Below are 24,205 nucleotides of genomic sequence, written 5' to 3'. Positions count from 1 at the left end.
GCTGCTTAAAATAAGTAAATCTCTATATTCGTGAATGATCTCTATTTATACAGATGGTGCAGCTAGTGGTAACCCAGGCCCAGGAGGCTATGGTGCGATCTTGAAATCTGGGAATTATTATAAAGAAATATCAGAAGGTTTTAGGCTCACTACTAATAACCGGATGGAATTGTTGGCGGTTTGTGTGGCTTTAGAGTGTATTAAGAAACCTAACCAAGAAGTCGCCATTTATTCCGACTCTAAATATGTTATAGATTCTGTAGAAAAAAAATGGGTTTTTGGCTGGGTAAAGAAAGGTTTTACAGGTAAAAAGAACAAAGATCTTTGGTTAAGGTATTTGCAATCTCATAAAAAACATCAAATAAAGTTTATTTGGGTAAAAGGCCACGCCGGCCATTTAGAAAACGAAAGGTGCGATGAGCTTGCGGTCATCGCATCTAAAGGAAAAGATTTAAAGATCGATAGTGTTTTTGAAGCGGAAAATAAAATCCAGAAACTACTTTAAACCATTTTTAAACCAAAAATTTAATGCCCTAGATATTGCTTTTTTTACTTTATACCTTTTGCATATTGCCTTATGCCAAAACTTCTTTTGGAGAATATTCTGCCATAAATTCTTCTGCTTTTAATACCATTTTGGTAGAACCGATGAAAATGGATTCTCTTTGATGGATTTCCGTTACTTCAATGTCTAAAATTCTATCATAACCATTTGTAGCCCTGCCGCCAGCTTGCTCTATTATAAAAGCTAATGGGTTACACTCGTAAACTAACCTGAGCTTGCCATTTGGTGCGCTTGCGGTAGTAGGATAAATGTAAATGCCGCCCTTAATTAAGTTACGATGTAAATCTGCAACCATAGAACCAATGTACCTAGAAGTATAAGGGCGTGAAGTTGCATCATCTTCTACTTGGCAATATTTGATGTATTTTTTTACCCCTTCTGGGAAATGGACGTAGTTACCTTCGTTCATGCTATAAATATACCCGGTTTCGGGCATCTTGATATTTGGGTGAGACAGGCAAAACTCTCCGATAGATGGGTCTAAAGTAAAGCCATTTACGCCTTTACCGGTAGTGTAAACCAGCATGGTAGAAGAACCGTAAATGATATAGCCTGCCGCAACTTGTTCGGTACCTTTTTGTAAAATATCTTCTAATTGCCCCGGGCCGTCTTTAGATTTTCTTCTGTAAATAGAAAAAGTTGTACCAACGGCAACGTTTACATCAATATTTGATGATCCATCTAAAGGGTCTATTGCCACCGCATATTTTGCGTTTTTAGAGACCAACTTATTTAAAAGAACAATTTCCTCATTCTCTTCCGAGGCTACCAAACAACACTCTCCACCAGAACTTAAGGCAGATATAAACTGTTCATTTGCGTAAACATCCATTATTTTTTGTGCCTCGCCTTGTACATTTATTTCTCCTACTTCACCTAATTTATCCGTAAGGCCTGCCTTGTTTATTTCTCTGTTTACAATTTTTGCGGCGATACCAATGTCTCTTAAAAGTCTTGATAATTCTCCTTTTGCGTAAGGGAAGTCGGCCTGTTTTTCAATAATAAATTGTCCTAATGTTTTCAATTTTTATTTTACTTAGTGTAATTATTACGCTATCTATCAGCTAGTTCTATGGCCTCTAAAGTATGGATTTTATTTTCAGAAATACAAAATCTTATCAAAGTTCTTTTTTTATGCCAGCCTTGTTTTCCGGCAGCACCGGGGTTTATATGCAAGCATTGTATTTTCTTATCGTAAATAACCTTCAATATATGCGAATGCCCAGATATAAATAGTTGTGGGGGCTTAGTGTAAATTTCTGATTTTACTTTTGGGGCATATCTATCTGGGTAACCACCAATATGTGTAATCCAAACATCAACGTTTTCGCAATTGAACCTCAAATTTTCTGGATATACCTCTCTCACATCTTTCCCATCAATATTTCCATATACTCCCTTTAAAGGTTTAAATGCCGCTAACTTATCCGCAAGCGCTATATTCCCAAAATCTCCAGCATGCCAAATTTCGTCCCTATCATCAAAATATTTAAAAACAGCATCGTCTAAATAGCTGTGGGTATCGGATATCAGGCCTATTTTTATCATCAAAATATTTTAAAAAAGTTTTTAAGCAAAGCTTGATATTGTAACGAATAAACCCCCGGTGAGGCATAAATGCAAAAATCCTCAAACTTTAATTCCCTATTATTGGTATTTGAAAAACTGATGATGTGCCTTATGTGCGCTTTATCGGGGTATGATTTTATCTTTACGCATTTTACTGGTTTTAGCCCAAAAGAAGGAGCTAAATTCTGCAGCATCAAAGAAATATCAACTGGTACGATCAAGGTTAAATTACCGTATGGGTTTAGATGATTCTTTGTTTTTGATATTAAATCGATAAAAAACTGCTCATTGGTGTGTTTAGAAATGTTGTTTGCTAATTTGGGAGATTTTAGGGCATTTAAAAAATAAGGCGGGTTTGAGACTATTAGATCATATTTTTTTTGCGGGTTTAATTCAAAAAAAGCTATAAAGCCATGGTGATGAGCTTTTAATTGCTCGTGAAACAGAGAATTATTAAAATTCAAACTTGCTTTTTCAAAGGCAAAATGGTCAATATCAATTGCATCAACAAAAATTTCATGAGAACGCTGTGCCAACATCAACGCAATTACCCCTGTTCCCGTACCAATATCCAAAACCTTTCTAACATTTTTTAAGCCAACGGAAGCTCCCAACAAAACCCCATCGGTATTAATTTTCATTGGGCAATTTTCTTGGTCTATCACAAATTGTTTAAAATGGAATAAAGACATAAAGATTTATGATTTTAAGATGTTACTACAATCTGGGTTATTTGTCAACCTTAAAATCAAAACGCTAAATCTTTTAAAGAATTTTAAGCTATTTTTCTACTTGCTCGTACTTTCTAAACCAACTGCTGGTTTTTAGCTGTATTACGCCTAAAAAAGCTTCCCTAAAAATACGAGTACTCATTTTAGATACCCCTTCGGTACGATCTGTAAAGATTATGGGCACCTCTACCACATTAAAACCATGTTTTATGGCGGTAAATTTCATCTCGATCTGGAAAGCATAACCCACAAATTTGATCTTATCAAATTTGATGGTTTCTAAAACCCTCTTTTTGTAGCACTTAAAGCCTGCGGTAGCGTCTTGTATGTTGATTCCGGTAATAAATCTCACATAAACCGAGGCAAAATAAGACATTAAAACCCTTCCCATTGGCCAATTTACCACATTAACACCTTTTATATACCTAGATCCAATGGCAACATCAGCTCCGTTTTGGCAAGCATCCCTTAATTTTATCAGGTCTTCAGGGTTATGAGAGAAATCTGCATCCATCTCAAAAATATATTCATAATTATGGGTTAAAGCCCATTTAAAGCCATGTATATAAGCTGTACCCAACCCTAATTTTCCCTTGCGCTCTTCTATAAATAAATGCCCATTATATTCCCCTTGCAATTTTTTCACTATTTGGGCAGTTCCATCGGGCGAGCCATCATCAATGATTAAAACGTGGAATAAATGAGGCAGAGAGAAAACTTTACGAAGTATCTTTTCGATGTTTTCTTTCTCGTTGTACGTTGGGATAATGACTAAGCTATCGGGCACTATTAAATTATAGGTTTAAGAGTTGTGATTTTGATGAACAAATTAACATAAAAACTCTTGAAAATTTTAGTGTTGGATTAATTAGGCTCCATTATTTATAAGTTATTTGTTTCTGCCAACACCTCTGCTTCATCAGCCTCTATAATATAAGCTCTCTCTTTTAATCTTGGGGAAACAAATAAGTAAAGAATAAAGAACGCCATCATAAGCCCAACAAAGAACCAGAAATATAATGCGCCTTCCAGTTGTGAAAAGAAGCCGCCAGATGATATGCTTGAATTTACCAATGCGGTAAAAATGTTGCCCACGGCAACTGTTAACAACCATATTGCAGACATGGTACTTTTCATAGATTTTGGAGCTTGGGTATAAGCATATTCTAAGCCGGTTATAGAGACTAAAACCTCTGCTGCAGACAATATGAAATAAGCGAATATTTGCCACCAAACAGAAGGATGGCCGCCCGCATCTATATTTTGTTGAATTAATGCGATTACCACAAATGATAGGGCGGTTAACAATAATCCCACTCCAATCCTTCTTAGTGGAGTTGTTTTAAAGCCCATCTTATCAAATGCAGGATAGATAAAATAGTTAAAAACAGGTATCATTGATAGAAGAAATATCGGGTTTACGGTTTGTACCTGTTCTGGTAACAGCTCAAACCCTAAAATATGTCTATCCAATTTTGTTGCCTGTAAAACCCATTCAGATAAATTTTGATCCCACATGGCCCAAAAAATGGGAATGAAAGCAAATACCGCCATTACTCTGTAAACAGCTTTAATCCCTTCTACTTTTTCGGCGTCAAATTTAGCTTTAGCAATGTCTAAGATGCTTTCACCCTTTTTCTTTTTACCTAAATGAAAAAGCGCATAAAAAGAAATCCAGATAAAATTGTTTCTTTTGATTCCAGAAGGTGGTATTCTGATGTACATTTTACGGCCCAAGAAAAATATGATCGTTGCTATTGCCATTAATATGCCCGGAATACCAAAGGCCCATGATGCACCATATTTGTTATATACCCAAGGGATTAAAATAGTAGAGATTACAGAACCCGCATTTATACTAAAGTAAAACCAGCCATAGATTGTTGACATTAAATGCTGGTTTGATCTTGTGAACTGATCGCCAACGTTAGCAGAAACGCAAGATTTGATCCCGCCTGCGCCAATGGCAATTAACAAAAGCCCATAAGTAAAATATTGAAGGTTGGTATCAAAAACCGCTAAAAAAAGATGACCGATGCAATATATGATAGATACATACAATATAACTTTATATTTCCCAAAAAACCAATCGGCCATGATGGCACCAACAAAAGGTAACGTATAAGCTAAAGAAACAAAAAAATGGGTGCTTTCATTGGCTTTGGCCTCTGCCATTGTTTGCAAGGCTGGGTTTAGCGTTGGGTTAAAAAATTGTGCCACTAAAAAAGTTGCCAAGATCGACCTCATTCCGTAGAAACTAAAGCGTTCGGCGGCTTCATTCCCAATTATAAATGGAATACTTTTTGGAAATTTATTGGTTACTAATTCACTCATATTATAGAATCTTTTATGATTTACATTTTTAGATTAAATTCAAGTATAAATAAATTTTTTTAATAGATGGGTTTATAGCGATGAAATACTTTTAGAATTACAGAGAATTAGCGGTAAAAAATTCTAACGTACAATTTTAAACCGATAGAAAAATGGTTTTACCGTAAAGATTATACCTTAAGCCAGTTTTTCTTAAACCTGTATTTAACCATAATCATTATTGGTTAAAATTTAGCAATCGGTTAAATCATGAGGTTTAAGGTTTAGGTTAAAATAATCAGCTTTTTTGCGTTAAAGCGATAATGAAAACCCAACAATACTCTTAATACCCTAGCATAAATATTTAATGGTTTATAATCTCCTATTAAAACCCTCCCAAATAAAATACTTTACATTAAAATTGGTTACTAGACATCATTTTTTACTAAATTAGCAACTCATAAAATTTCGTACACAAATAAAATCAATACAATAATGGCATTTGATTTAGACATGATCAAAAAGGTTTATGCTGGCTTTGGTAGCAAGGTAGAAGCTGCCCGTAAAGCAGTTGGTAAACCATTAACTTTAACAGAAAAAATCCTTTATGCCCATATCTGGGACCAAGAAGCAAACCAAGCTTATAAAAGAGGTGTAGATTACGTAGATTTTGCACCAGACCGTGTGGCAATGCAAGATGCCACCGCTCAAATGGCGCTTTTGCAGTTTATGCAAGCTGGTCGCCCAAAAGTTGCAGTGCCTTCAACAGCGCATTGCGACCATTTGATACAAGCGAAAGTGGGTGCAGAAACAGATCTAGAAAAAGCAAATACAGAAAGTAAAGAAGTTTTTGATTTTTTGGGCTCTGTATCCAATAAATACGGTATCGGTTTTTGGAAACCAGGCGCAGGTATTATCCATCAAGTTGTTTTAGAAAATTATGCTTTCCCCGGCGGGATGATGATCGGTACAGATTCGCATACTGTAAACGCAGGCGGATTGGGTATGTTGGCCATTGGTGTTGGTGGTGCCGATGCCTGTGATGTGATGGCTGGTTTGCCTTGGGAACTTAAATTCCCTAAACTAATTGGCGTAAAATTAACTGGAAAGCTTTCTGGCTGGACAGCCCCCAAGGATGTTATCTTAAAAGTTGCCGGTATTTTAACCGTAAAAGGAGGTACAGGGGCAATTGTAGAATATTTTGGCGAAGGCGCAACTTCTATGTCTTGTACCGGAAAGGGAACCATCTGTAATATGGGTGCAGAGATTGGCGCAACTACTTCTACTTTCGGTTACGATGAATCTATGGAGCGTTACTTGCGTTCTACCGATAGAAATGATGTTGCCGATGCTGCAAATAAAATTAAGGAACATTTAACCGCAGACCCAGAGGTTTACGCTAACCCAGAAAAATACTTTGATCAAGTTGTTGAGATAGATTTATCAACTTTAGAACCTCATCTTAACGGGCCTTTTACCCCAGATCTGGCTACTCCTGTTTCTAAAATGAAAGAAGCGGCAAAGCACCACGATTGGCCTTTAACAGTAGAATGGGGCTTGATTGGTTCTTGTACAAATTCTTCTTATGAGGATTTATCTAGGGCGGCATCCATTGCTCAACAGGCAATTGATAAAGGTTTGGGTACAAAATCCTCTTTCGGGATAAACCCTGGATCAGAACAAGTGCGTTACACGGCTGATAGAGATGGCTTATTGAGTGTTTTTGAAAAATTGAACGCAACCATATTTACCAATGCTTGCGGTCCTTGTATTGGGATGTGGGACAGGGTAGGAGCAGAAAAGCAAGAAAGGAACACAATAGTTCATTCTTTTAACAGAAACTTTGCAAAAAGAGCGGATGGAAACCCAAATACTTGTGCGTTTGTGGCCTCCCCAGAAATGGTTGCTGCTATCGCGATTTCTGGTCGTTTAGATTTTAACCCTTTAACAGATACCTTAACAAACGATAAGGGCGAGCAGATTAAATTAGATGCACCAGTTGGCGATGAATTGCCAGAAAAAGGTTTCGCTGTGGAAGATGCGGGCTACCAAGCACCCGCAGAAGATGGATCTAATGTGAAGGTTGTTGTTTCGCCTACTTCACACCGTTTGCAATTGTTAGAGCCATTTCCAGAGTGGGAGGGTACAGATTTGAAAGGTTTAAAATTGTTGATTAAAGCCAAAGGAAAATGTACAACCGATCATATTTCTATGGCTGGGCCTTGGTTAAAATTCCGTGGACATTTAGACAATATTTCTAATAATATGCTTATTGGTGCGGTAAACTTTTTTAATGAAGAAACCGATAAAGTAAAAAATCAGCTTACAGGAGAATACGGCCCAGTTCCGCAAACGCAACGAGATTATAAAGCTGCCGGAATTGGTTCTGTTGTTGTTGGGGATGAAAATTATGGGGAAGGTTCTTCTAGGGAACACGCAGCTATGGAGCCCCGTTTCTTGGGTGTTAGAGCGGTTATCGTAAAGTCTTTTGCCCGTATCCACGAAACAAACTTGAAAAAGCAAGGGATGTTAGCCTTAACTTTTGCTAATCCTTCGGATTACGATAAAATTTTAGAGGATGATACCTTAGATATTATTGGTTTAACTGATTTTACCCCTAATAAACCATTAACGATCGTATTGAACCATAAGGATGGCGGTACGGATTCTTTTGAAGTAAACCATACTTACAATGCGCAACAGATAGAATGGTTTAAGGCAGGGGCCGCATTAAATATCATCCGTAAAAATATAGTTGCTTAAAATAAAAAGTAAAAAGCCCTTCTCGCAATTTTCAAGAAGGGCTTTTTTATTTGTAAATCTGTTTTTATTGTTGTGATGGGATCAGAACTACTTTAGAACTTATAGTTCCTGGAGGAGTAATGGTTGATGAGCCATCAGAGCTTTGGATCCTCAATTGTACTCTTTGATTGTTCACTTCATAAGAATAAGACACACCAAAATAAGTTTGTGGTACAGGTTCATAAACACCATCTGCAAAAGAAACATAAACCAACACCCCATCTGAGGTATTCTGATAAATATCTGTGTTTGTAAAAGAGAGGTTGGCGGTATATGTTTTACCTCCATCATTTGTTACCCAAGTACTTGCATCAATGGTATAATAAATGGTTTGGTTAGGAGTGGTTACATATTCTTTTTTGCAAGAAGTGATTCCAATTATGGAGAGACCTAAGAATAAAAATAATAGCTTTTTCATATCGATTTTGTTTTAATTGTTAACCTTGATCATTAATAATGATGCCAATAAATGAAAGACGATTATAATTTCACATTGGTTGCGTCTAAAACAAAAAAAGCGCCCAGATATTATCCAGACGCTTTGTATTTTAAAAATTAAATTTACTATTCTCCGCCCTCTTTCTCTTCTTCTTTCTTTTTCTTTTTCTTGTTGCTTTTGCCAACTATTTTAATCTCTTCTTTCTCTTTGTCAAATCCAACTTCCATTACATCGCCTTCAGATAAATCTCCTTTCAGTATTTCTTCTGCAATTGGATCCTCTAAGAATTTTTGGATGGCTCTTTTTAATGGCCTTGCCCCAAAAGCACTGTCAAAACCTTTATCGGCAATGTATTCTTTGGCTTCATTGGTTAATTTAATATCATAACCTAATGTATGTACCCTACCAAATAAAGCTTCTAATTCAATATCTATGATCTTAAATATTTCTTCTTTTGCTAAGGAGTTAAATACGATCACATCATCAACCCTGTTCAAAAACTCTGGGGCAAATGCTTTTTTCAAAGCACCTTCAATTACGGCTCTACTGTGCGTATCTGCTTGGTTTGCTTTTGCCGCGGTGGTAAAACCAACTCCTTGCCCAAAATCTTTTAACTGGCGGGCACCTATGTTAGAAGTCATGATAACGATGGTATTTCTAAAATCTACCTTTCTTCCTAAAGAATCAGTTAACTGGCCTTCATCTAATACTTGTAACAAAATATTGAACACATCTGGATGCGCTTTTTCGATTTCATCTAAAAGGATAACCGAATAAGGTTTTCTACGTACTTTTTCTGTTAACTGTCCGCCTTCTTCATAACCAACGTATCCCGGGGGCGCTCCAACCAATCTTGAAACCGCAAATTTCTCCATGTATTCGCTCATATCGATTTGGATCAAAGAGTCATCAGAATCGAACATGAAACGGGCTAGCTCTTTTGCTAATTCGGTTTTGCCCACACCTGTTGGGCCTAAGAAAATAAATGAACCGATTGGTTTTTTAGGATCTTTTAACCCGGCTCTTGTTCTTTGTATTGCCCTTGTTAATTTTTTGATGGCATCATCTTGCCCAATAATTTTCTCATTGATTTTCTCTTTCATGTTCAAGAGTTTGGCACTATCTGTTTGCCCAACCCTTTGTACAGGAATACCAGTCATCATAGAAACTACTTCGGCAACATTATCTTCTGTAACCTCGTATCTTTTACTCTTAGTATCGGCTTCCCACTCTGTTTTTGCCTTTTCTAATTCTTCTAAAAGATTTTTTTCGGTATCCCGTAATTTTGCTGCCTCTTCGTATTTTTGGCTTTTTACAACCTTATTTTTCTCGATTTTAATTTGTTCAATTTTTTGTTCAATATCAATGATGTTTTCTGGGACATGGATATTGGTTAAATGAACCCTTGAACCAGCTTCATCCAAAGCATCAATAGCTTTATCTGGTAAAAAACGATCAGTGATATACCTAGCAGTTAAACTTACACAAGCATTAATAGCTTCGTCTGTGTAGGTAACGCCATGGTGATCTTCGTATTTATCTTTAATCCTGTTTAAGATTTCAATAGTTTCTGTTGGTGTAGCAGGTTCTATCATCACCTTTTGGAAACGACGATCCAAGGCACCATCTTTTTCTATGTATTGACGGTATTCATCTAAAGTTGTTGCGCCAATGCACTGTATCTCTCCTCTTGCTAAGGCAGGTTTAAACATATTAGATGCGTCTAAAGAGCCAGAAGCGCCGCCAGCACCAACAATGGTGTGTATCTCATCAATAAATAAGATTACGTCTGGAGATTTTTCTAATTCGTTCATTACCGCTTTCATACGTTCTTCAAACTGGCCACGGTATTTTGTACCTGCCACTAAAGAGGCTAGATCTAGCGTTACCACTCTTTTATTGAACAAAACCCTAGATACTTTACGTTGGATAATCCTTAAGGCCAAACCTTCTGCAATGGCAGATTTACCAACACCCGGCTCCCCAATTAAAATTGGATTGTTCTTTTTTCTTCTCGATAAAATTTGAGAAACACGTTCTATCTCTTTCTCACGCCCAACTATCGGGTCTAGTTTTCCGTCTTCGGCCATACGTGTTAAATCACGACCGAAATTGTCTAAAACCGGCGTTTTAGATTTAATATCAGAAACTTTTTTAGGAGCAGTAAAAGCATCGTCATCTTTAAAATCTTCTTCTCCCGCAGCTGCATTTCTAATATCATCCCTAAAGCCGTCTTTGTTATTCTCTACTTCGGCCTTAAAAACCTCGTAATTTAAATTAAACTGGGCTAAAATTTGGGATGCAATATTATCTTCTTCCCTTAAAACAGAAAGTAATAAATGTTCTGTTCCAATTACATCGCTTTTAAAAATTTTGGCTTCTAGGTAAGTGATCTTTAATACTTTTTCTGCCTGTTTGGTTAAAGGGATATTCCCTAAGTTAACCGTTGTGCCAGAATTGCCCCTTACCGCGTCTTCAATTGCCCTACGTAGTTTAGCAGTATCAACACTTAAAGATTTTAAAATCTTTATAGCCATTCCGTCTCCCTCACGTATCAATCCTAGCAATAAGTGTTCTGTACCGATATAATCATGACCTAACCTTAAAGCTTCTTCTCTGCTGTAAGAAATCACGTCTTTAACTCTCGGTGAAAATTTTGCTTCCATAATAAAACCTTTCTAATATAGTGTTGAACGCCACAATGTATCAAATAGTTTTCTAAAAGATAGGTGGGTATTCAATAGTTTTTATCAACAATACTACCATTTACGTGGAAAACGCTACAATAGACGTTTTGAAGCCTTAAATTACCCTTATCTGACCAAAATTCCCATAAATAATTCTCGGTACAGAAATTATGGCAGAACTTGGTGTTTTTATGGCAAAATGGCGGTTGTTTGGTAAGTATCGAAAATCAAAATCCTCATCTTCATTTTTATATTAAGATGGTTTGGTTGTATTAAACAACGTTAGTTACGGACCAGAAGATATTTTTATCCTGTATTATTTTCAACTTTATCAGCAATACTCTTCAAAATAAACCCAAATGATAAATAAATACCTCTCTTAAATAAGGTTTTTTATATTTGTTAAAATCATAGATAAATAATTATAATGGCTAAAAAGAAAGAGCAAGAAGAAACCAAACACGTAGCAGTAGTCAATAAAAAATCGCTGGCATTTTTAGAAAAATACATTAATAACCCATCTCCAACAGGTTTTGAATGGGAAGGGCAAAAGCTTTGGTTAGATTATATTAAACCATTTGTAGATGAGCATTATGTAGATAATTATGGTACAGCGGTTGCCGTTATCAATCCAAAAGCAAAATATAAAGTTGTTATTGAGGCACATGCCGATGAAATCTCTTGGTTTGTGAATTACATTACATCTGATGGTTTGATCTATGTGATCAGAAATGGTGGCTCAGATCATCAAATAGCACCTTCTAAAAGAGTGGTGATACATACAGACAATGGCCCAGTTACTGCTGTTTTTGGCTGGCCAGCAATCCATACCCGCCATGGTGGGGAAAAGGAAGAAGCCCCTGCCTTGAAAAATATATTTTTAGATTGTGGTTGTACTTCTAAAGAAGAGGTAGAAAAAATGGGCATCCATGTGGGCTGCGTAATCACTTATGAAGATCAGTTTATGGTTTTAAACAACCGTTATTATGTGGGTAGGGCTTTAGATAATAGGGTAGGCGGTTTTATGATTGCAGAGGTTGCCCGTTTATTGCATGAGAACAAGAAAAAGCTCGATTTCGGATTGTACATTGTGAACGCGGTACAAGAAGAAATTGGTTTGCGTGGTGCAGAGATGATTGCCAACAGGATCAAACCGGATGTAGCTATTATCACTGACGTTACCCATGATACCACAACGCCAATGATCAACAAAATTACACAAGGAGATTTGGCCTGCGGGAAAGGGCCTGTTGTTTCTTACGCACCGGCTGTGCAAGTAAATTTGAATAAATTATTGGTAGAAACGGCTATAAAAAATAATATCCCCTTTCAAAGACAAGCTTCGTCGCGTTCTACAGGGACAGATACAGATGCTTTTGCATATTCTAACGATGGTGTTGTATCTGCATTGATTTCTTTATCGTTAAGATACATGCACACTACAGTAGAAATGGTTCACAAGAACGATGTGGACAATGTGATCAGCTTAATTTATCATTCTTTATTGGCTTTAAAAGAAAACCAAGATTTTAAATATATCAAATAAAAATTAATGACTTTTTATAAGATTAAAAAATGTGCTTTTTTTACATTTTTTATTGTTTCTGCATTCTCTTTAGATGTTTCTTTTGCACAAGAGGTTACGGGTTATCAAAAACCGCCAGAATCTATCGCTAAAATTGTAGATGAATCTGTTTCTAGGACGGTGATTTTAAGTGGTAGGGCAAAATACATGGCTATTTTAGAGCAACCAGGTTATCCTTCTATCAAAGAAATTGCAGCCCCTTATGAAAAATTGGCAGGCTTAAGGGTAAACCCCCAAAACTATGGAAACCAGCGGTCTGCTTTGTACACTTCTCTAAAGTTTAAAAAGATAGATAGTAATGAAGATTTCGAACTTTTGAACATCCCTAAAGATGCACAGATCAAAAATGTTGTTTTTTGCCCAGATGAATCTAAGGTGGCCTTTAGTATTACCACAGATACGGAAATAGAATTATGGTTGGGAGATCTGGAAACTAAATATGCCAAGAGGTTAACAAATTTTGCGTTGAACGATGCTTATGGGACTTTGCTTAAATGGTCTCCGGATAGCAAAACGATTTTAGCTAAATTTAAGATAGATCAAAAATCGCTGAAATCGATTTCCGCTCAATCAGCAGGGCCAAATATTCAAGAAAGTACAGGCAAACCATCCCCAAATAGAACTTATCAAGACCTCTTAAAAAACCCAAATGACGAGTTAAAGTTAGATTATTACCTAACAGCTCAGCTTAAAATGGTTTATTTAGATGGCCAAGCGGTAAATTACAGCCGCCCCGATATTTATAAATCTTTTGATTTCTCTCCAGATGGAGAGCTGGTAATGCTTTCAGTTATACATAAACCTTATTCTTACATCGTACCGATTGAAGATTTTCCTTACAAGATAGAAGTGAGGGATAGATATGGTAAGTTGGTACAAGATTTTGCCGATGTACCTTTGGCAGATAATTTACCGCAAGGTTTTGATGCAGTTATAAACGGGCCCAGGGAATTTGAGTGGCGGGCCGATAAACCGCAAACCATTTTTTGGGCAGAGGCGCAAGACGGTGGCGATCCAAACAAGCCAAGCACCATTAGGGATGTTTTATATACCCGAAAAGCAACAGAACCTTACGGAACAAAATTAAAATTGGCAGATTGTTATTTACGTTTCAACAAAATTGATTGGGGCGATGATCAGATTGCCCTAGTTACCGAGCGATGGTGGAAAACAAAGGCCGAGAGGAGGGTTTTTATCAAACCGGGAAACGACAGCTACAGGGTAAATTTATGGGATAGATATTCTGAAGATGCTTACTCTGATCCAGGGGAGTTTGTTAAGGTTAAAAATCAATATAATAGAGATGTTCTGTTGTTAGATTATAGCGTTATCAGAAGGGCTACCGATCCTAATAACATCAATATTTTTTCTATATCTGATGGTGCATCACCAATTGGCGATAGGCCTTTCTTACTGCAGTTTAACGTTAAAACCAAATTGACTGATACGCTTTTTCACTCTAGAGCACCTTTTTATGAGAAACCCATATTTTTCGATAATAAAGATAACCTCATCATCAGTAGGGAATCTGTAGCAGAACCTGCTAATTATTTCAATTTAGATTACCGCAAAGGAAAAACACAACAACTTACTTTCTTCAAAAACCCTTATCCCCAATTATTTGGAATCAATAAACAGTTACTTAACTATAAAAGAGAAGACAATTTAAACTTAACGGCAAATTTATATTTACCAATCGGTTATACTGTAGGGCAAGGTAAATTACCCGTTTTGATGTGGGCTTATCCAAAAGAATATAAAACGGCTGCGGCGGCAGGGCAGGTTAAAGGCTCTCCTTACCGTTTCAGCAAAATTTCTTGGGCATCGCCAATTTATTGGGTTACCAGGGGATATGCCGTAATGGATAATGTAGATATGCCAATAGTTGGCGAAAGCAACGATTACCCTAACGATACTTTTATAGAACAATTACAAGAAAATGCTTTGGCAGCAGTAAATAAAATTGTGGGCATGGGAATTGGAGATGCCAAAAGGATAGCTATTGGAGGGCATTCTTATGGTGCTTTTATGACGGCTAACCTTTTAGCGCACACCAATCTTTTTGCGGCGGGAATCGCAAGGAGCGGAGCTTACAACAGAACCTTAACCCCAAATGGTTTCCAAGCAGAAGAAAGAACCTATTGGCAAGCACCAGAACTGTATTATAAAATGTCGCCCTTTTCTTACGCCGATAAAATTAAGGCACCTTTATTATTGATACACGGCGAAGCCGATGATAATCCTGGCACTTTCCCTATACAAAGCGAAAGATTTTATAGTGCCTTAAAAGGGTTTGGCGCAATCACAAGATTAGTATATTTGCCTTACGAGGCACATAGTTACAGGGCTAAAGAATCTATTTTGCACATGCTTTGGGAGATGGATTCTTGGTTGGATAAATACGTGAAAAATAAATAAACCACCATGGCAAAAGACCAAAACACATTTATAGAGGCAGTAAAGAAATCTTACGCTCCAAAAGGTAGTTCCATTTATTTAGGAGCTGGTATTTTAGATGGAAATATTGTTGCAGAAGCCGAGGTAAATATTCCTTTGAGGATGATGAACCGACATGGTTTAATAGCTGGTGCTACAGGTACGGGAAAAACCAGAACATTGCAACTGATTGCAGAACAGCTTTCTGATGCAGGGGTACCTGTTTTTATGCTCGATGTTAAAGGCGATCTTTCTGGTTTAAATAAAGCTGGTACACCAAACCCAAAGTTGGTAGAACGAGGCGAGGCGTTAAAAAAGCCATTTATGCCTAGCGAATTCCCTGTTGAGCTTTATTCCCTTTCGGGTAAACTAGGTGCAACCATGCGAGCCACCGTTTCTGAATTTGGCCCTGTATTATTGGGTAAAATTTTAGATTTAAACGATACCCAAACCGGGGTTTTAGCAGCCATTTTTAAATATGCCGATGACCAAAAAATGGCAATGGTTGATTTAGAAGACCTTAAGAAATTGTTGGGCTATTTATCAGACGGTGATGGTGCAGCAGAAATCAAAGAAGATTATGGAAAGATATCTTCTTCTACATCTGGCACTATTTTACGAAAAATAGTATCTATAGAGCAGCAAGGCCTGGGCACCTTGTTTGGTGAGAAATCTTTTGATACCGAAGATCTATATCAAAAAGTAGATGGCAAAGGAGTGATCAGTTTGTTAAACATCTCTGATGTTCAAAACCAACCTTCGTTATATTCTACTTTTTTATTGAGCCTTTTAGCAGAGATTTTTAACAGTTTGCCAGAAGCTGGCGATTTAGACCAGCCTAAACTAGTATTCTTTTTTGATGAGGCACATTTACTTTTCAATAATTCTTCTAAGGCATTCTTAGAACAAATTGAACAAGTGATCAGATTAATAAGATCAAAGGGCGTGGGAGTGTTTTTTTGTACCCAGGCTGCCTCTGATGTTCCAGAAAGCGTATTAGGGCAATTAGGGAATAGGGTACAACATGCACTAAGGGCATTTACTCCAAATGATGCGGATGCTTTAAAAAAGACGGTAAAAACCTATCCCAAATCAGACTTTTATGAAATAGAAACCATTTTAACTAGTTTAGGGACCGGGCAAGCCCTAATAACCGTATTAAACGAAAAAGGAATCCCAACGGAAGTTGTTGCTACGCATTTAACTCCTCCACGGTCTGTGATGGGGCCAATGAGCAATATAGATTGTGAAGAACTGATGAAAACTTCTGATATTTTTAAAAAATACCAAGAAGCAATTAACCCAGAAAGTGCCTGTGAGATCTTAACGGCCCGCATCAACCAAAAAATGAAAGAGCATGAAACCCAACAAGAAATTATACAAGAGCAAAAGACAACCAAAGCTACAAAACCAGAAAAGAGTATGTTAGAAGAAGCCCTAAATGCACCCATTACCCGCCAAATAGGAAGGGAAATTGTAAGGGGTATTTTTGGAATGATAACAGGAAAAAAAACGAGAACAAACAGCGGAGGATTATTCGGGTTTTAAGACCCATTAACATAAACACGTAAAATGAAAAAACCAACCTTATTAATTTTAGCAGCAGGAATGGCAAGCCGTTACGGCAGTATGAAACAGATTGATGGCTTTGGCCCAAATGGCGAAACTATTATAGATTATTCTATCCACGATGCCATAAAAGCAGGTTTCGGGAAAATCAGTTTTATCATAAGAGAAGAGTTTTTAGATAGCTTTAAATCTATTTTTGAACCTAAGCTTGCCGGTAAGATAGAAACTGATTACGTTTTCCAGACATTTGATTTAAAAAAGTACGGGATTGATAAAGAGATTGAAAGAGCAAAGCCATGGGGAACAGGCCATGCTATTTTAGAAGCTAAAAATCAAATTCATGAACCTTTTTGTGTGATCAATGCCGATGATTATTATGGCTATGAAGCTTTTGAAAATATGGTGCATTTTTTAACCACCCAAGCGGCTCCCAACAAATATAGTATCGTAGGTTATAAAATTGGAAACACCCTTTCAGAAAATGGTTCTGTTTCTAGAGGGGTTTGCCAAACTGATGCGCAAGGAAATATGGCAGAAATTAACGAACGTACCAAAGTTTATAAAAAAGATGGTGGTATTGTTTATGAAAATGAAGACGGTAGTACCCATGGCTTAGATGCCAACACACCGGTTTCTATGAATTTTTGGGGCTTTACGCCAGAAGTTTTCAAGATCACAGAAAAATTATTTGTCGATTTTGTTCATCAAAACCAAACTAATCCAAAATCAGAATTCTTTATCCCTCTTATTGCCGATTATTTGATAAAGAATAATATCGCCACCTTCAAAGTTATCCCAACAGATGCTAAATGGTTTGGCGTAACTTATAAAGAGGATAAAGACATTGTTCAAGAAAACATCAATAAATTGGTAAAGGATGGCGTTTATCCATCCAAACTTTGGTAATAGTACTAAAATATATACATCAATTTTTAAAGCTCAACATTTACCGTTGGGCTTTTTTTATGGGCTTTAATGTACTTAAACCTATTATATGATATGAAATGTACGCTTTAAAATCTTTTGGCAGAGTTTTGACAACCTAATAAGAAACAATTAAAATAGGTTATGAAAACAAATCTAAAAAAAAGTATAATGCTCTTAGGGGCGGTAACAATCGCAAATTTCACATTTGCACAAGAAACAATGCCAAAGTCTAATTCTGATATGAAGTTAGATATGGCCAAAGAAAACCCCGCACCATTTTCAGGTGCTTCCGCATACAGGACATGGTCTTTCGGGGTAAATGGTGGAATTCTAGCTCCTACCGTTGTAACAGGTGGAAACAACGATTTCTCAAATTGGGAGGTAAACGCAGGATATGGTGGTTATCTAAAAAAGCAACTTACCCACAATTTTGGCTTACAAGCAGATTTTTTTAGGGGAACCCTTAAAGCCGATAATTCAACATCGAAAACAAAAGGACCGGTAATATCCAATACGCCTTACTCATCTTACAAAACAGAGATCAAATGGGACGCAACATTAAGCGGCGTATATAACATTGGTAATTTCAATATCCTACATCGCCAAAGTTACGTAACACCTTACATTTCTGCAGGTGCGGGTTTAATGGGTTTTCAACCAACAATTACAGATAATGCGGGCTTAACCACAAATTTGAACAATGGAGACAACTATCATGAATTAGTGGTTCCCGTGGCATTAGGTTTAAAGTTTATGGTTGCCAAGGGCGTTAATTTAGATTTAGGATATAAAATGAACTTTGTTGATTCTGATATTTTAGACGGATATAGCAGAGCACCCGGAAACGATAAATTTTCTTATGGTTACGGAGGTTTAGAATTTGCACTAGGGAATAAGAATAAACCGCAATTAGCATTTGTAAACCCAGCGGCAAGCCTAGAGAAAGATTATGTTGCTAAATACGATGATTTAAAGGCACAGTTAGATGCTTCTAAAAACAATACCGAAGTGAATATGCTTAAGGATAAAATAAACCAATTAATGACAGATTCTGATGGTGACGGTGTTTCTGATTTTTATGACAAATGCCCAAAAACACCAAATGGAACAGCGGTAGATGGTTCGGGTTGTCCTTTACCGGTAGCTAAAATTACAAAACCAGTAACTTATATCATCACAGATGAAGACAAAAAAGTGGTTAACGATGCGATAAAGAACTTGGAGTTTGATCTAGCAAAATCAACGATAAGGCCTTCTTCTTTTCCAACCTTAGATAAGGTTGCAAACTTGATCATTTCTAAAAACTTAAGCTTAAAATTAGCTGGCCATACAGATAGCCAAGGTAGTGATTCTTACAACATGAAACTTTCTAAGGATAGAGCAGAAGCAGTTAAAGCTTATTTGGTAAGTAAAGGAGTTAACCCATCAAGGGTTGAAGCAACCGGTTATGGTGAAACCCAACCAATTGATACCAATAAAACAGCAGCTGGCCGTCAGAACAATAGACGCGTAGAGTTTACTTTATTCAATTAATACTTATTATACCTATGAAAGAAAAGACCGGCAGAGAGGCTGGTCTTTTTTTATGCTGTAAATTTTCAGATTTGAAAGTAGGTTAAACAACAAACTCAGGATTTTGCCTCAAGGCATTCCTTTCATTGTTTACTACCTTTAAACGCACTTTTTTTAATAAAAAGTAAAAGATAGTAGCGGTAAAAATTCCCAATATACTTTGTATTAACAAGGTATTTTGTGCGCCGATATGATTGGCCGAAAAACCAGCTATAAAACTACCAATTGGCATCATCCCTTGAAAAGCCATGGCATAATAACTGATAACCCTGCCTCGCATTTTATCATCTACATGGGTTTGGATAAAACTGTTAGACCCAGAGATTTGGATCATTTGCCCAATACCAGCGAATAAAATAAATAACAAAGCTAGGCCAAACCACGGAGTAAAGGAAAAAAACAGCAAACTTACGGCATAAACAAATATGGATAGTATAATGGTTTTTGCCAAGTTCTTTAATTTTTTGGCACCTGCTAAATAAATGGCACCGCTTAAGGCACCTAGGCCCATTGCGCCCTCTAAATAGCTCAATGTTGATGCGTTCCCTTTAAAAACATCTTTTGCGAAAATAGGTAGTAAGGTTACTATTGGCATCAAGAAAAAACTGATGCAGGCCATCAACAGAATCATCAAGCGTAAATCGGGTTTGGTTTTAAGATAATTATATCCTTCTTTTAAACCTTTCCAAACGCTTTCAGCTGTTTTTTCTATTTTCTTCGGTTTGATCTTAATCAATAACAGAGAAGAAATTACGGGAATAAAAGTAAGTGTATTGATTAAAAAACACATCCCTTCGCCCACCCAAGTGATCAATAAACCTGCAACCACCGGCCCAATTAACCGGGCCATATTAACCATGCTAGAGTTTAATGCAATCGCATTGGGCAAATCCTTTTTATCGTCTATTAATTCTATCATCAAAGATTGCCTCGAAGGGATATCGAAAGCGTTGATGCAACCCAGTAAAGCGCTCAATAAAATTACACCGGTTGTGCTGTAAAATCCGGCAAGAATCATAAAAGCCAACAAACCCGCTTGCACCATAGATGCGATTTGGGTAATCAGTAAAATTTTATACCTGCTATGCCTATCGGTTACCGCACCGCCATAAGGTGATAGGATCAACGCAGGGATTTGCCCTGAAAACATGACCAACCCTAATAAGAAAGCCGAGTGAGTAACATCATAAACCAACCAACTTACGGCCAAACGCTGCATCCAGGTCCCAATTAATGAAACAGATTGACCAGCAAAATAAAGCTTAAAGTTGCGAGATTTCAAAGACCTAAAAACATTGGATAGATTTGATTTTGCCATAGGGGATAGACAAATTTAAGGTTCTTTAGTTTGTTTTTCAGTAAATATTTAATTAGAGTCAACTTAATGAGCTAAACTAAATTCTAACAAACCAAAATCAATAAGCCTGCTAATGAACCAATGAACTAAACTTACCAAATCAATGAGCCTAATGAACTAACAAACTAAACTTACCAAATCAATAAGCCTAATGAACCAAAAAGACCTAACTCACCTTCGGTTTCAAACTGTTCATCGCCAAGAAAACTGCAGCTAAAACCAAAATAGAACTTAATAGAAACGGTGCCCCAGGGAATTGTATCGAATTATCCTTATCTGTAAAATAAGCAAAAATAGTTGTCATTAAAGGTGGGGCAAAAATGGTGGTAGCACTCATTAAACTGGTTAAGGCACCTTGTATTTCTCCTTGTTGGTTGCCCGGGGCAAACCCGCTTATAATACTCTGTAGCGCAGGGCCAGCAATGCCGCCAAGTGCATAAGGAATTATAAATATGAACATCCAAAGGCCGCTTGGGGCAAAAGCAAACAGCAAAAGCCCCAAGCTATAAAACGCCAAACCAATATAAAGGCTTTTCTCTTGCCCAAATTTTGGGATTGCCCAGCGTATGATCCCAACCTGCACAATACCGATCATCAATCCAATAAACCCTAAAGAATAACCTACCCAAGCTTCGTTCCAACTAAATTTTTCCATCCCGTAATAAGCCCAAGTACTTTGTAAGCCATTCATGGCGGTGTACATTAAAATCAGAACAATGATCAAACCACCCATGGCCGGATATTTTTTTAGCTGTAAAAGAGAACCTAAGGGGTTGGCTCTTTTGATCTCAAAAGGCCTTCGTTTTTCTTCTGGCAAAGATTCTGGTAAAACAAAGAAACCGTAAATGGTATTTAACAAACTTAATCCTGCGGCAGCAAAAAATGGTATCCTAGAACCAAACTGACCTAAAATACCGCCTATAACAGGTCCTAATATAAAGCCTAAACCAAAAGCAGCACCGATCAACCCAAAGTTTTGCGCCCGTTTTTCTGGGGTGCTAATATCCGCAATATACGCCGAAGCGGTGGTAATGCTTGCTCCCGTGATCCCCGCAATAATCCTTCCTACAAAAAGCCACCAAATAGTAGGGGCGAAGGCCAAAAAGAGGTAATCTATCCCAAATCCTAGCAAAGAAAACAACAAAATTGGCCTCCTCCCAAACCTATCGCTCAAATTCCCTAAAATTGGTGCGCAAACAAATTGCATAATGGCATAAGCAAACGTGAGCCACCCACCGTAACTTGCGGCATCACTTAAATTACCATGGATCAATTGGGCTATTAAAGTAGGTAAAACGGGTATAATGATACCCAAGCCTGTAACATCAACCAATAAAGTTACGAAGATGAAACCTAATGCTGCTTTTCCGTTTTTTGCCATATTGTTTGCAAAAATGCAGAATATTTTGATTGATTAAAGTTTAAAATAATATTTTTATGGGCAACCGCCGGGCTATACATTACTCCGCTATCGCTGCGGTGCTGCGCACAAATTTTGCCAAAACCTGCAAAGCGCATGAAGGCAAAATTTTAATTCCTATCCCTGTTGCAAAACAAATGATCTAATAAGAATGCAAATTCTTTTTAGATCATTTGTTTTTAAATCTCCCTTCTATCAAATAATCGTTTAAACCCAAGAAGATCACTTTTTGGTGTTTTTTTATTTGATAAGAAACCCCGTTTGTATAGGTAAGCGTCTCTTCTCCTTGGTATAGCAAATTATCGGCCTTGGTTTTAACAATTATTTTTTTGGCTTTACCCTTTTCTAAACCAATAGTAATGCTTTGGGTTTTCAGGCTTTTGTTCTTGGCTTTATAACTAATTTTTGTGGCTGTAGAATCTTTAATATAGCTATCTTGCCAAGCAGATTTATTAATATCAGCATCAATAAATAGCGCAAATTCATTTTTCCAATCTGCTACTTTTATTTTTTTTGTTTCTTTAACACCATTTTTTGCAACGGTTTTCTCAATAATCGTATTTGTTTTGTTGAGGCTATCTGCTAAATTCTGGAAATAGCTTTTTAAATCGAAATAATAGATTTGCCTTATTTCTGCCTTTTTGCTGCCAGCATTACATCCAAACAACAAAAAGGAAACTATTAAAAGTTTATTTATTTTTTGCATTAAATTAAGGCTACGCCCCCCATTTCCTTTGGTTGTTCTAGCTTTAAGAGCTTTAGTACCGTAGGGGCAATATCTCCCAATTTGCCGTCTTTTAAGGTTTTATGATCCTCATCAATTAAAATACAGGGAACTAAATTAGTGGTATGCGCCGTATTCACAGAGCCATCTTCATTGATCATATAATCTGCATTTCCATGATCGGCTAAAATAATAAATGAATAACCATTTTTGATCCCAGCTTCAACAACTTGCTGTGTACAAGCATCAACGGTTTCTACCGCTTTAACCACTGCATCAAAAACACCCGTATGCCCTACCATATCTGGGTTGGCAAAATTTAAACAAATAAAATCTGCACTGCCTTTTTCAATTTCTGGGATAATGGCATTTCTAATTCCTTCTGCACTCATTTCTGGTTGCAGATCGTAAGTAGCCACTTTTGGCGATGGAACCATCAATCTTTTTTCTTTTTCAAATTCTTTTTCTCGGCCACCGCTAAAAAAGAAGGTAACGTGTGGGTATTTTTCTGTTTCTGCGATCCTTATCTGTGATTTATCGTTGTTCTCTAAAACTTGTCCTAATGTATTTACAAGGTCATCTTTGGTAAACATTACATCAACACCTTTAAAGGTATCGTCATAAGTGGTAAGGGTAATATAATGAAGCTTTAATGGCTTCATATCTTGTTCTGGAAAAGCTTTTTGGGTTAAAGCTTGGGTAATCTCACGCCCTCTGTCTGTTCTAAAATTAAAACAAATCACCACATCGCCATCTGCAATAACTGCTATGGGGTTTCCATTTGCATCAACCTTAACAACGGGTTTTAAAAACTCATCTGTAATGCCATTTTCATAAGATTTTTTTAGCGCACCGGTTAGGTCTTTTACTTTTTCTCCTTGGCCTTTTACCAATAAATCATAAGCAAGTTTTACCCTTTCCCATCTGTTATCGCGATCCATAGCGTAATACCTTCCAATTGCAGAAGCAATTTGCCCGCTAGAATTTTTTAGATATTCATTCAAATCGGTTAAAAAGCCAACCCCAGAATTAGGATCGGTATCTCTTCCATCGGTAAAGGCATGGATAAAAACTTGCTGCAAGCCTGCGGTTTTTGCGGCATCACACAAACCTTTGATATGCTTGGTATGGGCATGTACGCCGCCATCAGAAACCAGACCAATTAAATGGATTTTCTTATTGTTTTCCTTTGCGTATTTAAAAGCGTTTTGTAATGCAGGATTTGTATTAAAATCGCCATCTTTTACCGCTTTATGTATGCGACCAAGTTCTTGATAAACAACTCGGCCGGCACCTAAATTCATGTGTCCAACTTCAGAATTTCCCATTTGACCATCAGGTAAACCAACGGCTTCGCCAGATGCTTCTAGTTTAGAATTAGGGTACTTTTTTAAGCAGCTATCAAAAAACGGGGTTTTTGCAGCTAATATGGCGTTTGAAGAGTCGTTGTTTCCGTATCCCCAGCCATCTAATATTAATAATGCAACTTTTTTATCTTTCACAATGCAA

General features: G+C 37.0%; 18 protein-coding genes. 7 read left to right on the top strand and 11 right to left on the bottom strand.

Annotation, left to right across the window (positions count from 1 at the left end; genetic code table 11):
- The first annotated feature begins 34 nt into the window (after window positions 1–34).
- Window positions 35–505, top strand: coding sequence for a ribonuclease HI (rnhA, locus tag I5M32_RS08475; protein ID WP_200585797.1), 471 nt, complete (start codon window positions 35–37; stop codon window positions 503–505).
- Window positions 506–575: 70 nt separating this feature from the next.
- Here rnhA and fbp read toward each other — a convergent pair whose 3' ends face one another.
- The 5 genes from fbp to I5M32_RS08450 all read right to left on the bottom strand — a co-directional run bounded on the left by fbp (window position 576) and on the right by I5M32_RS08450 (window position 5,199).
- Window positions 576–1,589 carry a class 1 fructose-bisphosphatase gene (gene fbp, locus I5M32_RS08470; protein ID WP_200585796.1) on the bottom strand — a complete coding sequence of 338 codons (1,014 nt, stop codon included), beginning with the start codon at window positions 1,587–1,589 and terminating at the stop codon, window positions 576–578.
- A 29-nt stretch (window positions 1,590–1,618) separates the two neighbouring features.
- Entirely contained in the window at window positions 1,619–2,113 is a 495-nt protein-coding gene (locus I5M32_RS08465; protein WP_200585795.1) for a metallophosphoesterase family protein, read from the bottom strand.
- Window positions 2,113–2,826: a tRNA1(Val) (adenine(37)-N6)-methyltransferase gene (locus I5M32_RS08460; protein ID WP_200585794.1), complete on the bottom strand. Its 714-nt coding sequence runs from the start codon at window positions 2,824–2,826 to the stop codon at window positions 2,113–2,115. The genes I5M32_RS08465 and I5M32_RS08460 overlap by 1 nt, the downstream gene beginning before the upstream one ends.
- 88 nt (window positions 2,827–2,914) lie before the next feature.
- Entirely contained in the window at window positions 2,915–3,652 is a 738-nt protein-coding gene (locus I5M32_RS08455; RefSeq protein WP_200585793.1) for a polyprenol monophosphomannose synthase, read from the bottom strand.
- Between the two features lie 95 nt (window positions 3,653–3,747).
- Complete coding sequence (locus tag I5M32_RS08450; protein ID WP_200585792.1) at window positions 3,748–5,199, bottom strand: POT family MFS transporter; 1,452 nt, start codon at window positions 5,197–5,199, stop codon at window positions 3,748–3,750.
- Between the two features lie 474 nt (window positions 5,200–5,673).
- Here I5M32_RS08450 and I5M32_RS08445 point away from each other — a divergent pair, with 474 nt between their 5' ends.
- Window positions 5,674–7,941 (top strand): aconitate hydratase, encoded by a 2,268-nt coding sequence (locus I5M32_RS08445; protein WP_200585791.1) that lies wholly within the window; start codon window positions 5,674–5,676, stop codon window positions 7,939–7,941.
- Between the two features lie 64 nt (window positions 7,942–8,005).
- On the opposite strand, the gene I5M32_RS08440 is transcribed toward I5M32_RS08445, so the two are convergent.
- Window positions 8,006–8,398: a hypothetical protein gene (locus I5M32_RS08440; RefSeq protein WP_200585790.1), complete on the bottom strand. Its 393-nt coding sequence runs from the start codon at window positions 8,396–8,398 to the stop codon at window positions 8,006–8,008.
- Window positions 8,399–8,544: 146 nt separating this feature from the next.
- Window positions 8,545–11,085 (bottom strand): ATP-dependent Clp protease ATP-binding subunit, encoded by a 2,541-nt coding sequence (locus I5M32_RS08435; RefSeq protein ID WP_200585789.1) that lies wholly within the window; start codon window positions 11,083–11,085, stop codon window positions 8,545–8,547.
- 448 nt (window positions 11,086–11,533) lie between these two features.
- Here I5M32_RS08435 and I5M32_RS08430 point away from each other — a divergent pair, with 448 nt between their 5' ends.
- The 5 genes from I5M32_RS08430 (at window position 11,534) to I5M32_RS08410 (ending at window position 19,156) form a co-directional block, all read left to right on the top strand.
- Window positions 11,534–12,652, top strand: a complete 1,119-nt coding sequence (locus tag I5M32_RS08430; RefSeq protein WP_200585788.1) for a M42 family metallopeptidase — start codon at window positions 11,534–11,536, stop codon at window positions 12,650–12,652.
- A gap of 6 nt (window positions 12,653–12,658) precedes the next feature.
- Window positions 12,659–15,109 (top strand): S9 family peptidase, encoded by a 2,451-nt coding sequence (locus I5M32_RS08425; RefSeq protein WP_200585787.1) that lies wholly within the window; start codon window positions 12,659–12,661, stop codon window positions 15,107–15,109.
- A 6-nt stretch (window positions 15,110–15,115) separates the two neighbouring features.
- Complete coding sequence (locus I5M32_RS08420) at window positions 15,116–16,675, top strand: helicase HerA-like domain-containing protein (RefSeq protein ID WP_200585786.1); 1,560 nt, start codon at window positions 15,116–15,118, stop codon at window positions 16,673–16,675.
- A gap of 24 nt (window positions 16,676–16,699) precedes the next feature.
- Entirely contained in the window at window positions 16,700–17,602 is a 903-nt protein-coding gene (locus tag I5M32_RS08415) for a nucleotidyltransferase family protein (RefSeq protein ID WP_200585785.1), read from the top strand.
- Window positions 17,603–17,764: 162 nt separating this feature from the next.
- Entirely contained in the window at window positions 17,765–19,156 is a 1,392-nt protein-coding gene (locus tag I5M32_RS08410) for an OmpA family protein (RefSeq protein WP_200585784.1), read from the top strand.
- Between the two features lie 82 nt (window positions 19,157–19,238).
- Here I5M32_RS08410 and I5M32_RS08405 read toward each other — a convergent pair whose 3' ends face one another.
- From I5M32_RS08405 to gpmI, 4 genes are all read right to left on the bottom strand, one after another.
- Window positions 19,239–20,513 carry an MFS transporter gene (locus I5M32_RS08405; RefSeq protein WP_200585783.1) on the bottom strand — a complete coding sequence of 425 codons (1,275 nt, stop codon included), beginning with the start codon at window positions 20,511–20,513 and terminating at the stop codon, window positions 19,239–19,241.
- 205 nt (window positions 20,514–20,718) lie between these two features.
- A complete protein-coding gene (locus I5M32_RS08400; RefSeq protein ID WP_200585782.1) occupies window positions 20,719–21,933 on the bottom strand; it encodes a TCR/Tet family MFS transporter in 1,215 nt (404 codons plus the stop codon).
- A gap of 208 nt (window positions 21,934–22,141) precedes the next feature.
- A complete protein-coding gene (locus I5M32_RS08395; protein ID WP_200585781.1) occupies window positions 22,142–22,678 on the bottom strand; it encodes a hypothetical protein in 537 nt (178 codons plus the stop codon).
- Window positions 22,678–24,198, bottom strand: a complete 1,521-nt coding sequence (gpmI, locus tag I5M32_RS08390; protein WP_200585780.1) for a 2,3-bisphosphoglycerate-independent phosphoglycerate mutase — start codon at window positions 24,196–24,198, stop codon at window positions 22,678–22,680. The genes I5M32_RS08395 and gpmI overlap by 1 nt, the downstream gene beginning before the upstream one ends.
- Window positions 24,199–24,205: the final 7 nt, after the last annotated feature.

The sequence above is a fragment of the Pedobacter segetis genome, assembly GCF_016623585.1.
Classification (GTDB): Bacteria; Bacteroidota; Bacteroidia; order Sphingobacteriales; family Sphingobacteriaceae; genus Pseudopedobacter; species Pseudopedobacter segetis.
This window is presented reverse-complemented; position numbering and strand designations above follow the sequence as displayed.

Coding starts and splice junctions, on each gene's coding strand:
- rnhA (WP_200585797.1), top strand. CDS start 35: ATGATCTCTATTTATACAGATGGTGCAGCTAGTGGTAACCCAGGCCCA.
- I5M32_RS08465 (WP_200585795.1), bottom strand. CDS start 2,113: ATGATAAAAATAGGCCTGATATCCGATACCCACAGCTATTTAGACGAT.
- I5M32_RS08460 (WP_200585794.1), bottom strand. CDS start 2,826: ATGTCTTTATTCCATTTTAAACAATTTGTGATAGACCAAGAAAATTGC.
- I5M32_RS08450 (WP_200585792.1), bottom strand. CDS start 5,199: ATGAGTGAATTAGTAACCAATAAATTTCCAAAAAGTATTCCATTTATA.
- I5M32_RS08445 (WP_200585791.1), top strand. CDS start 5,674: ATGGCATTTGATTTAGACATGATCAAAAAGGTTTATGCTGGCTTTGGT.
- I5M32_RS08440 (WP_200585790.1), bottom strand. CDS start 8,398: ATGAAAAAGCTATTATTTTTATTCTTAGGTCTCTCCATAATTGGAATC.
- I5M32_RS08435 (WP_200585789.1), bottom strand. CDS start 11,085: ATGGAAGCAAAATTTTCACCGAGAGTTAAAGACGTGATTTCTTACAGC.
- I5M32_RS08430 (WP_200585788.1), top strand. CDS start 11,534: ATGGCTAAAAAGAAAGAGCAAGAAGAAACCAAACACGTAGCAGTAGTC.
- I5M32_RS08425 (WP_200585787.1), top strand. CDS start 12,659: ATGACTTTTTATAAGATTAAAAAATGTGCTTTTTTTACATTTTTTATT.
- I5M32_RS08420 (WP_200585786.1), top strand. CDS start 15,116: ATGGCAAAAGACCAAAACACATTTATAGAGGCAGTAAAGAAATCTTAC.
- I5M32_RS08415 (WP_200585785.1), top strand. CDS start 16,700: ATGAAAAAACCAACCTTATTAATTTTAGCAGCAGGAATGGCAAGCCGT.
- I5M32_RS08410 (WP_200585784.1), top strand. CDS start 17,765: ATGAAAACAAATCTAAAAAAAAGTATAATGCTCTTAGGGGCGGTAACA.
- I5M32_RS08405 (WP_200585783.1), bottom strand. CDS start 20,513: ATGGCAAAATCAAATCTATCCAATGTTTTTAGGTCTTTGAAATCTCGC.
- I5M32_RS08400 (WP_200585782.1), bottom strand. CDS start 21,933: ATGGCAAAAAACGGAAAAGCAGCATTAGGTTTCATCTTCGTAACTTTA.
- I5M32_RS08395 (WP_200585781.1), bottom strand. CDS start 22,678: ATGCAAAAAATAAATAAACTTTTAATAGTTTCCTTTTTGTTGTTTGGA.